Raw genomic sequence first — 11,481 nt, forward strand, 5'->3', positions numbered from 1 at the left:
AATCAAAGCTTCATGTTCAGACCGAGGTAGAACCCACGCCCCGCAGCCGGTGAGAACATCGGCTGCGGCTGTTCCCAGAAGAAACTGTCGTACCACGCGTATCCGTACTGGCGGTCGGTAACGTTCTTCACCTGTACGTCCACGCTCCAGCGCGGGGTGAACTGGTAGCGGGCGCTGAGGTCCAGCACCGCGAAGCCCCCGAACTTGCCAGCCTCGTTGCGCTCTTCGAGGTAGTAGTCGCCCTGGGCCCTGCCCTGCAGCCCCAGCTGCAGGGCCTCGGTGGCCTGGTAGTCCAGCCCGATGTTGCTGATATGGCGCGGCGTAGCGGCCACCTCGCGTCCTTCCAGCGACAGGCTGGGGTCACGGAAGTCACGCTCGATCTTCGCCTCCTGATAGGCGTGCGAGGCCCACACCGTCCACTTGTCGCCCAACTGCGCGCTGACCTGCGCATCCACGCCGCGCCGCCGCGTCCTGCCCAGGGTGACGGTGGTTCCCGTCGCCGGCATGTTGGAGATCTCGTTGGCCGCGTCCTGCTGCCACACCGCGATGCGCGCCTGCCCGCCGGCGAATGGACTGAATTTCATGCCCAGCTCCATCCCGGTGTTGGTGGACGGGCGCATCGGCCCCTGCCCCGGCGTAAGGTACGCCGGCGCGGTCGAGCCGGTCAGTACCTGGAACGTGCGGCCCCAGTTGGCATACAGATTGGTGCTTTCGGTGAAGGCGTACACGACGCTGAGCTTGGGCTGCCCAATGGTGCCGTAGCGTTGAAGCTCACCGGTGACGCCACCGGGCAGGCGGGTGTGGCCGTCGAAGCGGTCCACCCGATACGCCGGCACAATCTTCAGTGCCTCGACAGGTTGGTAGATCGCCTGCACATAGGCACCCCAGTTGTCGAAGGTGTGGCGGTCGTCGTTCTGCACGCGTGCCGGCGGCGCCGAGAAATCGGTCGGCTCGGCATAGGCGAACCGCTCGCGCCGGTAACCGTTGTCCTGCCGTTCCACGTTGAGGCCACCCTCCATCGTCACCGTGCGGGTGGGTTGCCAGGTGAGCGTGGCCAGCATGCCGGTCTGTTTCTCATCCCACACCCGGCGCTGGCGAGGGGCATTGCCTATGGGCAGGTCGCTGAAGGTCACCCGGCGGTCGTCTTCGTAGCGGTTGTAGTAGAGCTTGCTGCCAAGATGGAGGCTGTCGGCCAGCTTCAGGTCCATGTGCACGCCGATCTGGCGCATGTCGCGGTCGTCGCCGTCGTTGGCGTTGCGCAGCTGCGAGCCACGGCGGTCGGTACGCAGTTCGTCAGCGGTCATGAAGCCCGGTTCGTCGGCCTCGTGGTGGTAGGCGCGCGCGGTGAGGCCGATGCGCATGCCATCATCCAGGCTGCCGTAGAACCATTTGCCACCCAGCGCGTATTTCCGCGAGGTGTCATGGTCGCGGTAGCCGTCCGAGGCCTGCGTGCCGACGAAATAGTTCTGGGCAACGCCGTTGCGTTCGCGGCCGATGGCCAGCTGCGCGTCCCGGGTGGTGTAGCTGCCATGGCCCAGCCGCGCATCGGTGTAGTTGCCGCCCTGGCGGGTGCCGAAGTTCACGTTGCCGCCGATGTTGTGCAGGCCGTAGCGCGGGTCGTTGGTGCCGCGCACCACTTCGATGTAGCTGATTTCCAACGGAAACAGCATGTCGATGAAGCGCTGGTTGCCGCTGTTGACGTTGCTCGGAATGCCATCGATCAGGGTCTTGATGGCGTTGAGGTACCCCTCGCCGTTGAACGCCCGGAAGCTCACCTTGCCGGACTCCGCACCCTGCCGGGTCTCGGTCAGCTGGATGCCGGGCATCTGCCCGAGCAGCTCCCAGCTGTGCGACACGTTCTTGTCCTCGATCTGGTCGGCGCCAAGCACGTCCACCGAAGTCAGCACCTGGTGGGCGGTGAGCTGACCCTCCGTGTGCTGGTGTACATCGACCTTGCCCAGGGTGAGGGCGGAATCGGACGACTGGGCGCGGGACTCGGGGGCAAGCAGGACGGCAGCGACGGCGGCAACAAGGGCGTGATTCTTCATGTCAGTGAGTGGCTGGTAATGTGACACTATAACATTACGTTAATGTCGCGCATCACCTGCTTTCACCAACTGCTGCATGCCCGCTGCCTAGGATGGCTGCAGGCACGACGGAGGGTCGTGTCGCACCACGCTGTGGAGGCACCGGATGACCGAGAGCGCACGCCAGGCAGCACTGGATTCCCTGCGGATCCTGGATTCGGATCCCGAGCCGTTCTTCGATGCCCTGACCCACGCCGCTTACGCCATGACCGGCATGCCGGTGGCCATGATTTCGCTCATCGATGGCGAGCGCCAATGGTTCAAGGCGCACATCGGCCTGGAGGCGGCGTCGGAAACCGCCCGCGACATTTCCTTCTGCACCTGGGCCATCCAGTCCGACATGGTGCTGGAGGTGCAGGACGCCCGCGAAGATCCGCGTTTTGCCGACAACCCCATCGTGCAGGGCCCGCCTTACGTCCGCCACTACCTGGGCGCACCGATCCGGCTGGAAGGCGGCAGCCGCATCGGCACACTGTGCCTGCTCAACCCCGAACCCGGCCAGGCCACCGCCGCCCAGCGCGAGGCGCTGGCGTGGCTGGCGCGGGTAGCGGCGATCGGGATGGAACAACGCGCCAGCCTGCTCAACCGCATCGCCGAGAGCAACCGCCTGCACCGCCAACTGCAGCGCAGCCAGGCCTTCCTGGAGCGCACCAACACCTTGGCCAAGGTGGGCGGCTGGGAGCTGGCACTGGACAGCAACACCCTGGACTGGACCCGCGAAACGCGCCTCATCCACGGCGTGGCCGAAGACTTCGACCCCAGCCTTGCCGCAGCCTTCGCCTTCTATCCAGACGACAGCCGCGAGCAGCTCCAGCACGCGATTGCCGCATGCGCCGCCGACGGCACCCCGATCGACCTGACCGTGCGCGCGGTCAGGGCCAGTGGCGAGCGCAGCTGGGTGCACATCGTCGGCCAGCGCGTGGAGGACGCCAACGGCACCCGGCTGGTGGGCGCGATCCAGGACGTCACCGAACAGCGCACCGCCACCGACGCGCTGGCCCACAGCGAAGCCCGTTACCGTCGCCTGTTCCAGCACAGCCTGGGGCTGATCTGCACGCACACCCTCGACGGCACCATCACCTCGGTCAACCCCGCCGCATCGCTGTCGCTGGGGCGTCCCGAGGCCGAGCTGGTCGGCCGCACCCTGGGCGAGATCATGCCGCTGGAGCGGCTGGAGCACCTGCAGTACTACCTGGAGCGCATCGTCGAGAACCAGAGCGATTCGGGCCTGATGGAGCTGGTCGCCGAAGACGGCTCACGCCGATACTGGGCCTATCACAACGTGCTGGATACGGAGGCCGACCCGCCCTACGTCCTCGGCCACGCCCAGGACATCACCACCCAGCACCTGCAGGAGCGGCAACTGCTGGAAATGGCCATCCGCGACCCGCTCACCCGGTCGTTCAATCGCCGTTACCTGGCCGAACTTGCCGGAAAGCAGCTCGACGTGTGGGGCTGTCTGGTCTTCGACCTGGACCACTTCAAGGAGATCAACGACACCCAGGGCCACGCGCATGGCGACGCGGTGCTGGTCGAGTTCGTGGCCTTCCTGTCCGCGCCGCTGGAGCAGGACGAGGTGGTGGTCCGCCTGGGCGGCGATGAGTTCCTGGTGTTCGTCCCGGGCGCCACGCTGGGCAGGCTGCAGGCGTTGGAAACCGCGTATCAGCAGCGGGCACACCTGGCACCGGTGCGGTTCTCCGGTGGCTGCGCGATCAACCGCTCTGGCGAGACCGTGGCCGACACCATCAACCGCGCCGACATGAAACTGTACGAGCGCCGCCGCCGGGAGCGCCCGGGCAGCGGCTAGCGACACCGGGTGGGCTCAGGCGTGCAACGCGTAGCCGCCGACCGGACGGGTCGCCGGCGGCGCCCCACCCCCCTGCACCGCCTGCAGGACCCGGCTTACCCGCTGCAGCGCGCCGCGCAGGCTGGGCTCCAGCCCCACGATGTACACGAAACGCCCGTCGCAGTTCGCCGTGGCCTCTTCAAGTCCGTCGCTCTGGCCGAGCTCGCGTTTCAGGGCCGTCACCCAGCTACGGGAAGGCGCCTGTTCCAGTTCAATAACGACGGCCAGTTCGCCGGGATCCAACGACAGCGTTTCAATCCGCAGCACGTGCGGGGACGAGGAGGTTTTCTGGGATGCGCCGCTCATGACCGGTCTCCAGCTGGACACGCCTGGAAGTATCCTCGGACGATGCCAAGACGACGTCAAGACGGTGCCTTAACCCGGCTTGCCTATGCTGGCCTGACGTCGACGGCATGCCGCTGGACGTCAAGGACCCCACTGAACGCTACACAGGAACCGCAATGAAGAAACTGCACGCCGCCATGCTCGCCGGATGCCTGCTGGGCATCAGTTCCCTCGCCTTCGCCGAGGTCGCCAACCTGACCAACAGCGCCGACGGTGCCAATCGTGACGCGGGCATCGCCGCAGTCAAGAAGAAGCTGCAGGACGCCTGCACCGGCCGCAACGGCACGCCGAAGGTGGACTCGTTCGAAGTGGTGTTCGAGAAGACCAGCGACAATCCGAACGTGCCCAAGCCCTATTACGTGGACGGCAAAATGCAGTGCGACCTGCCGTAATGCCCCGCTGCCGGAAACGCCCATCCCGGCGTGCGACCTCGCTGCTATAGTCGCTGCATCGCGACGGGCACCCCGCCCGTCCTTGGATCTCAGGGAGCGGGCCATGGGTCTCATTCAGGCGGTGAAGGGTGCAGTTGGCGGCGTGCTGGCCGACCAGTGGAAGGACTTCCATACGGTTCCGGCAGGCTTGCCGGCGACGGCGGCGCTGTTCGCGGCGGTGCCCCAGGGCACCAATGCGGGGCGCGGCTCCAACACCAGCGGCTCGTCCAACATCATCACCAACGGCTCGAAGATCGTGGTGCCCGAAGGCTACGGCCTGCTGCTGTTCCAGGACGGCGCGATCACCGGGTTCGTGGCGGAACCGGGCGGCTATGAGTGGCGCTCGGACGACCTGAATTCGCAGTCGATCTTTGCCGGCGACGGCATCGTCACTCCCTTGATCAAGCAGAGCTGGGAGCGCTTCAAGTTCGGCGGCCAGCCGGGCGGCCAGCAGGCGGCGTTCTTCGTCTCGCTCAAGGAACTGCCAGACAACCGCTTCGGCACCCAGTCCGAGATCTACTGGGACGACGGCTTCCTCAATACGCAGGTTGGCGCGGTCACGCGCGGCTCGTACACGCTGAAGATCGTCGACCCCATCCTGTTCGTGAAGAACTTCGTCCCGGCCGCCTACCTGCAGCCGGGCAAGGTGTTCGACTTCACCGATATGGACAACGCGGCGGCCAACCAGCTGTTCAATGAAGTGGTGAGCTCGCTGGCCCCGGCCTTCAACCTGTATACCAACGATCCGGGCAAGGGCAACCGCATCACCAAGCTGCAGCAGGATTCGCTGGGCTTCGCCCAGAGCCTGTCGGCCGCGGTGGAACAGGGTTACCAGTGGAAGTCCGACCGTGGCCTGGCCATCGTCAAGACCGCCATCGTCTCCATTGAATACGACGCCAACACCCGCGAACTGCTCAAGACCGTGCAGCGCGCCGACGCCCTGACCGGCGGCCGTGGCAATTCCAACCTGCAGGCCAGCGTGGCCCAGGGCATCCAGTCGGCCGGTGAGAACGGCGGCGCGGCCGGGCTGGTCGGCGTCGGCATGGCGACCGGCATGTTCGGGGCCGGTGCGATGCAGCAGCCGGTGGCCCCGGCAGCGCCGGCGGCCGATGACCCGGTGGCCAAGCTGAAGAAGGCCAAGGAGATGCTGGACCTCGGCCTGATCACCCAGGACGACTACGACGCGCTCAAGGCCAAGGCACTGGGTCTGTAAGGCGGGCGCACGATCACCATGTCCGATCCGAAAACGCCGCCCCCACTGCCCGGGGGCCCGCCACCGTTGCACCAGGCCGGCACCGGCCCCGGCTCGCCACGCGATGTACCGCCCCTGCCCGGCAGTTTCCCGCTGGACCCGGCCACCCTGCCCGACCCGATCCGCGCCGAGATCGAGGCGCCCGATCCGGTCGCCCTCGATACCCGGGCCGAGGAGCTGAAGAACGGCCTCAACCGCTGCCCGAAGTGCGGCTCCACCGACGTGCGGCTCAAGCTCGGCACCGACGTGCTGGTGTGCCAGTTCTGCCGCAATGAATGGCACGGCAGCCTGGTGGAACAGGAATACGGGTTGGGCGAGGGCCTGGACCAGCTGCGTGGCACCATCATCGCCTCCGGTGCCCGCGACATCCAGGCCGGCACCGCCAGCCTGATGAGCTTCAAATGCACCGGCTGCGGCGCCGAGGTGACCATCAACACCGAAACCACCATGACCGCGCGCTGCCATTGGTGCCGGCATGTGTTCGGGGTCAACGAGCAGGTGGCCAACGGCGCCGTGCCCGACGCGGTGCTGCCGTTCCGGATCAGCAAGGACGATGCGGTGTCGCGCATCCGCCAGTTCGTGGACAAACGCCGCCTGTTCGCGCTGAAGGCGTTCAAGGAGCAGTTCACCCCGGAAAACGTGGTCGGCGTGTACATGCCGTACATGATCGTGGACAGCAATGTCAGCGCCCGCGTGACCGGCAAGGGTGAGATCAAGACCCGGCAGTACACCCGCGGCGAAGGCGACAAGAAGAAAACGTATTACGACGCGGACGTGTACCAGGTGGACCGCCAGGTGGCTTTCACCGTGGACGACCTGCCGCTGGAATCCTCGGCCGAGCGCGGCAACCTGGATACCAAGGTCAACACCAACAACATCATCAACGCGATCCTGCCGTTCGACACCAAGAACGCGTTGAAGTGGAATGCCTCGTACCTGCTGGGCTTTACCTCCGAGAAGCGCACCCTGGACGTGGAAAAGATGAAACCACGGCTGGAAGACCAGCTGCTGTCCATCGCCCGTTCCGAGGTCGAGGGCTCGGTGCGCCGCTATGACCGCGGCGTGCGCTGGGAATCCGAGCAGGTGGACGTGCGCGGTTCGCGCTGGGTGTCGATGTACCTGCCGGTGTGGCTGTATTCGTACCACCAGCCTGGCAGGAACGGCGGCATGCTGCACTACATCGCGGTCAACGGACGCACCGGTGAAACCATGGGCAGCGTGCCGGTGCAGCAGTGGAAGCTGCTGCTGGCCGCGCTCACCACCGGCACGGTCGTTGAAGCCATCACCCTCTGGTTCCTGGTAGCTGCCTCATGAGCGACGATAGTGGACTCTGGTTGCTGTTGGCTGGCCCTGCCAGCGCGACAGCCCTGTACTGGGGCTTGTACCGGTACTACCGCAACACCGACAAATCGCACGCGTTCGAGCGCGAGACCACGGTGGAGGCCAGGCCGGTGACCGGCTCGGACCAGCAGGTAGGCACCAACAACGGCACCCAGGAGACGCGCATACGCGGCGACAACGTGCGCGAGTATCGGAAACGGGTGGTGCGCGGGGGAGGATGAACGCGGCGTGCATCACCCATGCACTCTGACTAGACACCACTTGGCACACCGTAGGGCAGATCGCCCCAGCCGGAACTGCCATGAGCGAGTACGACCGCCCCGCCCCGCGTCCGCGCGAGCTGTATCCCGTGACGCTCACCGTCAACGGTGCGCTGCACACCCTGCAGCTCGAATCCACGGTCAGCCTGCTCGACCTCCTACGTGAACGGCTTCAGCTGACCGGCACCAAGAAGGGCTGCGACCACGGCCAATGCGGCGCCTGCACCGTGCTGGTGGATGGGCGGCGCATCAACAGCTGCCTCACCCTGGCGGTGATGCAGGACGGGGCCGAGGTGCAGACCATCGAAGGCTTTGCCGACGGCGACGTACTGCACCCGCTGCAGGCGGCGTTCGTGGCCTGCGATGCCCTGCAGTGCGGGTATTGCACTCCCGGGCAGATCTGCTCGGCGCAGGGCCTGATCAACGAAGGCAAGGCCTGCAGCCGCGACCAGGTGCGCGAGCTGATGAGTGGCAACATCTGCCGCTGCGGCGCCTATCCGCAGATCACCGATGCGGTGATGTCGGTGCTGGACGGCGACGATGCGGGCGCCAGCCCGACCCCGAAAGACTGGGTACCCGGGACGGTGCCGGCATGATTCCCCCGACCTACCAACGCGCCGGATCGGTGCAGCAGGCGCTGCATGCGCTTGCCGATTCCCAGGGTGCCAACACCACCATCCGCTGCATCGCCGGCGGCACCAACCTGCTCGACCTGATGAAGCTGCAGCTGATGACCCCCGCGACCCTGGTGGACGTCAACCGGCTGCCGCTGGATGCCATCGAACAACGCGAGGACGGCGGGCTGCGCCTGGGTGCCACCGCGCGCAATGCCGATACCGCCTGGCATCCGCTGGTGGAAGGCAACTATCCCCTGCTGTCGGCCGCGATGCTCGCGGCAGCCTCGCCGCAGCTGCGCAACATGGCGAGCAATGGCGGCAACCTGCTGCAACGCACGCGCTGCACGTACTTCTATGACCGGGCCACGCCGTGCAACAAGCGCGAACCCGGCACCGGCTGCTCGGCCGTGGGTGGGCTGACCCGCCATCACGCCATTCTGGGCGCCAGCGAACACTGCATTGCCACCCACCCGTCGGACATGTGCGTGGCGCTCGCGGCGCTGGAGGCCACGGTGCACGTAGCCAGCGTGCGCGGCGAACGGACCATTCCGTTCGCCGAATTCCACCGCCTGCCGGGGGATGCCCCGCATATCGACAGCACGCTGCAGCCGGACGAACTGATCCTGCGCATCGAACTGCCGCCGGCGCCGGAGTATGCGGCGCACAGCGCCTACCTGAAGGTGCGAGAACGGTTGTCCTACGCCTTCGCTCTGGTGTCCGTGGCGGCGGCACTGGATATTGCCGACGACGGCAGCATCCGCGGCGCCCGCCTGGCGCTGGGCAGCGTTGCGCACAAGCCGTGGCGCGACCCGGCGGCAGAAGCCCTTCTGGTCGGCCAGCGGCCAGGCACCGAGGCGTTCGCTGCCGCTGCCGACCGGCTGCTGGACGGCGCCGTCTCGCAGGGCCAGAACGCGTTCAAGATCCCGCTTGCCCACCGCGCCATCATCCGCGCGCTCACCACCGCCGCGAACGGCACGGTCACCAACCAGGGCGTGCCCCTGCTCCCCACCGGAGATGCCGCATGAACCTGCCCCTGCAGCCGCCGGTCGCCGTCCCCGGCACCGGCCACGTGCCGACCGGCACCGGCACGCCCCGCATCGATGGGCGCGCCAAGGTCACCGGCCAGGCGCGCTATGCGGCCGAATGGTTCCCAGCGGAGGACCTGGTTTACGGCGTGGCGGTGAGCAGCACAATCGCCAAGGGCCGCATCACCGGCTTCAACCTGCAGTCCGCTGAAGCGGTACCGGGCGTGCTGGGGATCATCACCCACCTCAACCGACCGCACATGCGCGGCAATGGGCTGTTCTACAAGGACATGACCGCGCCCGCTGGCAGGCCGTTCCGGCCGCTGCATGACGAACAGGTGCTGTACAGCGGCCAGCCGGTGGCGCTGGTGCTGGCGGAGACCTTCGAGGCCGCACGCGAAGCCGCCGAGCGGGTGGAGGTCCTCTATGCCGTGGAGGAGCATGACACCAACCTCCTCGCCGCGATGGGCCGCGCGTACGAGCCGCGCAAGATGAAAGCGGGCTTCTCGGCACCGCCAAAGGACAAGGGCGACCCCCAGGCCGCCTTTGCGGCTGCACCCCATCAGGTGACCGCCGATTTCCACCACGCGGTAGAACACCACAACCCGATGGAGCTGTTCGCCAGTACCGTCATCCGCGGCGACGATGGCCACCTCACCATCTACGACAAGACCCAGGGCTCGCAGAACAGCCGCTGGTACGTGTCGCAGGTGTTCGGCCTGCCCAAGAAGAAGGTCACCGTGCGCAACCCCTATGTGGGCGGCGCGTTCGGGTCGGGCCTGCGGCCGCAATACCAGCTGGCGCTGGCGGTCATGGGGTCGCTCGCGCTGGAACGTTCGGTCAGAGTGGTGCTGACCCGCCAGCAGATGTTCACCTTCGGCCACCGGCCGGAAACCGTGCAGCGGGTGAAGCTGGCGGCCGAGGCCGACGGTACCCTCCGCTCGATTTCGCACGACGCCATCGCCGAGACCTCCCGTATCGAGGATTACGTCGAAGTCGTGGTCAACTGGAGCGGCCAGCTGTATACCTGCGACAACGTGCACCTGGGCTACAAGCTGGTCGACCTGGACCAGTACAGCCCGATGGACATGCGCGCGCCCGGTGCCGCCCACGGCATGCACGCGCTGGAAGTGGCGATGGACGAGCTGGCCGCGAAGATCGGCATGGACCCGTTGGCGCTGCGCCTGAAGAACTACGCCGAGACCAACCCGGCCGACGGCAAGCCGTTTTCCACCAAGGCACTGCGCGAGTGCTACCAGCTGGGCGCCGAACGCTTCGGCTGGAGCCAGCGCGCCCCGTTGCCGCGCGCACGTCGCGAGGGCGACGAATGGGTCGGCTGGGGCATGGCCACCGGCCAGTGGGATGCGATGCAGATGTTCGCGCGCGCCCACGCCGGACTGCACGCCGATGGACGGCTGGTGGTGAGCAGCGCCGCCAGCGATATCGGCACCGGCACCTATACGGTGATGAGCATGATCGCCGCCGAGGCGCTGGGTCTGCCGCTCGAGCAGGTGAGCTTCCAGATGGGGGATTCCACCCTGCCCGTCGCGCCGATCGAAGGCGGCTCGTCCCACGTCGCCACCGTCGGCTCGGCGGTCGAGGGGGCCTGCGGGAAGTTGAAGAAGCAGCTGCTTGCGCTGGCCCGCAAACAGGGCCGCGCCGAATTCGCACGCGCGCGGCTGGAGGACGTGGTCTTCGCCGAGGGACGCATGGCGCTGGGCGCCGACCCTGGCACAGCCATCCCGCTGACCGACCTGCTCGACCGCGCAGGGCGGTCCAGCATCGACGCGAAATACCTGCTGCTGCCCAACATCCTGGAGCAGCGCAGGTTCGTCCGCGCTACCCACAGCGCGGTGTTCGTGGAGGTCCGGGTGGACGAGGAACTGGGCACGGTGCGGGTGATGCGGGTGGTCAGCGCGATCGCCGCCGGGCGCATCCTCAATCCCACCACCGCACGCAGCCAGATCATCGGCGGCGTGATCTGGGGTATCGGCGAGGCGCTGCATGAGCAGACCGAGTCGGATCACCGCTTCGGCCGGTTCATGAACCACGACCTGGCCCAGTACCACGTGTCCGTGAACGCCGATATCCACGACATCGAGGTGCTATTTGCCGATGAGGACGACCGCGTAGTGAGCAGCCTGGGTGCGAAGGGGGTGGGCGAGATCGGGCTGGTGGGGGTGTCCGCGGCAATCAGCAACGCGATCTACCACGCCACCGGCAAGCGCATCCGCAGTTCCCCGATCACCCCGGACCGGGTCATGCGCTGAGCGGGCG

General features: G+C 67.0%; 10 protein-coding genes. 8 read left to right on the forward strand and 2 right to left on the reverse strand.

Annotated elements, in window-relative coordinates; translation table 11 throughout:
- Window positions 1-2: 2 nt before the first annotated feature.
- Window positions 3-2,048, reverse strand: coding sequence for a TonB-dependent receptor (locus tag ACIGII_RS05370; protein ID WP_399634583.1), 2,046 nt, complete (start codon window positions 2,046-2,048; stop codon window positions 3-5).
- A gap of 145 nt (window positions 2,049-2,193) precedes the next feature.
- On the opposite strand from ACIGII_RS05370, the gene ACIGII_RS05375 reads away from it, so the two are divergent.
- Window positions 2,194-3,894, forward strand: a complete 1,701-nt coding sequence (locus tag ACIGII_RS05375; protein WP_399634581.1) for a PAS domain S-box protein — start codon at window positions 2,194-2,196, stop codon at window positions 3,892-3,894.
- 15 nt (window positions 3,895-3,909) lie between these two features.
- Here ACIGII_RS05375 and ACIGII_RS05380 read toward each other — a convergent pair whose 3' ends face one another.
- Window positions 3,910-4,239: a hypothetical protein gene (locus tag ACIGII_RS05380; protein WP_399634580.1), complete on the reverse strand. Its 330-nt coding sequence runs from the start codon at window positions 4,237-4,239 to the stop codon at window positions 3,910-3,912.
- Window positions 4,240-4,394: 155 nt separating this feature from the next.
- Between ACIGII_RS05380 and ACIGII_RS05385 the strand changes: the two genes are divergently transcribed.
- From ACIGII_RS05385 to ACIGII_RS05415, 7 genes are all read left to right on the forward strand, one after another.
- Window positions 4,395-4,670 (forward strand): hypothetical protein, encoded by a 276-nt coding sequence (locus ACIGII_RS05385; RefSeq protein ID WP_399634578.1) that lies wholly within the window; start codon window positions 4,395-4,397, stop codon window positions 4,668-4,670.
- Between the two features lie 103 nt (window positions 4,671-4,773).
- Complete coding sequence (locus tag ACIGII_RS05390; protein WP_399634577.1) at window positions 4,774-5,922, forward strand: SPFH domain-containing protein; 1,149 nt, start codon at window positions 4,774-4,776, stop codon at window positions 5,920-5,922.
- Between the two features lie 18 nt (window positions 5,923-5,940).
- On the forward strand, window positions 5,941-7,275 hold the full coding sequence (locus ACIGII_RS05395; RefSeq protein WP_399634576.1) for a TFIIB-type zinc ribbon-containing protein: 1,335 nt from the start codon (window positions 5,941-5,943) through the stop codon (window positions 7,273-7,275).
- Complete coding sequence (locus ACIGII_RS05400) at window positions 7,272-7,523, forward strand: hypothetical protein (RefSeq protein WP_399634574.1); 252 nt, start codon at window positions 7,272-7,274, stop codon at window positions 7,521-7,523. Before ACIGII_RS05395 ends, ACIGII_RS05400 begins: the two co-directional genes overlap by 4 nt.
- An 80-nt stretch (window positions 7,524-7,603) precedes the next feature.
- On the forward strand, window positions 7,604-8,158 hold the full coding sequence (locus ACIGII_RS05405; protein WP_399634572.1) for a (2Fe-2S)-binding protein: 555 nt from the start codon (window positions 7,604-7,606) through the stop codon (window positions 8,156-8,158).
- Window positions 8,131-9,204: an FAD binding domain-containing protein gene (locus ACIGII_RS05410; protein ID WP_399634694.1), complete on the forward strand. Its 1,074-nt coding sequence runs from the start codon at window positions 8,131-8,133 to the stop codon at window positions 9,202-9,204. The genes ACIGII_RS05405 and ACIGII_RS05410 overlap by 28 nt, the downstream gene beginning before the upstream one ends.
- Entirely contained in the window at window positions 9,201-11,474 is a 2,274-nt protein-coding gene (locus tag ACIGII_RS05415; RefSeq protein ID WP_399634571.1) for a xanthine dehydrogenase family protein molybdopterin-binding subunit, read from the forward strand. Before ACIGII_RS05410 ends, ACIGII_RS05415 begins: the two co-directional genes overlap by 4 nt.
- Window positions 11,475-11,481 lie beyond the last annotated feature (7 nt).

The organism is Stenotrophomonas sp. NPDC077420 (assembly GCF_044543385.1).
GTDB lineage: Bacteria > Pseudomonadota > Gammaproteobacteria > Xanthomonadales > Xanthomonadaceae > Stenotrophomonas.

What these genes read in the sequence shown, in the direction of transcription:
- ACIGII_RS05395 (WP_399634576.1), top strand. Translation starts at nt 5,941, where the DNA reads ATGTCCGATCCGAAAACGCCGCCCCCACTGCCCGGGGGCCCGCCACCG.
- ACIGII_RS05405 (WP_399634572.1), top strand. Translation starts at nt 7,604, where the DNA reads ATGAGCGAGTACGACCGCCCCGCCCCGCGTCCGCGCGAGCTGTATCCC.
- ACIGII_RS05400 (WP_399634574.1), top strand. Translation starts at nt 7,272, where the DNA reads ATGAGCGACGATAGTGGACTCTGGTTGCTGTTGGCTGGCCCTGCCAGC.
- ACIGII_RS05415 (WP_399634571.1), top strand. Translation starts at nt 9,201, where the DNA reads ATGAACCTGCCCCTGCAGCCGCCGGTCGCCGTCCCCGGCACCGGCCAC.
- ACIGII_RS05370 (WP_399634583.1), bottom strand. Translation starts at nt 2,048, where the DNA reads ATGAAGAATCACGCCCTTGTTGCCGCCGTCGCTGCCGTCCTGCTTGCC.
- ACIGII_RS05380 (WP_399634580.1), bottom strand. Translation starts at nt 4,239, where the DNA reads ATGAGCGGCGCATCCCAGAAAACCTCCTCGTCCCCGCACGTGCTGCGG.
- ACIGII_RS05385 (WP_399634578.1), top strand. Translation starts at nt 4,395, where the DNA reads ATGAAGAAACTGCACGCCGCCATGCTCGCCGGATGCCTGCTGGGCATC.
- ACIGII_RS05375 (WP_399634581.1), top strand. Translation starts at nt 2,194, where the DNA reads ATGACCGAGAGCGCACGCCAGGCAGCACTGGATTCCCTGCGGATCCTG.
- ACIGII_RS05390 (WP_399634577.1), top strand. Translation starts at nt 4,774, where the DNA reads ATGGGTCTCATTCAGGCGGTGAAGGGTGCAGTTGGCGGCGTGCTGGCC.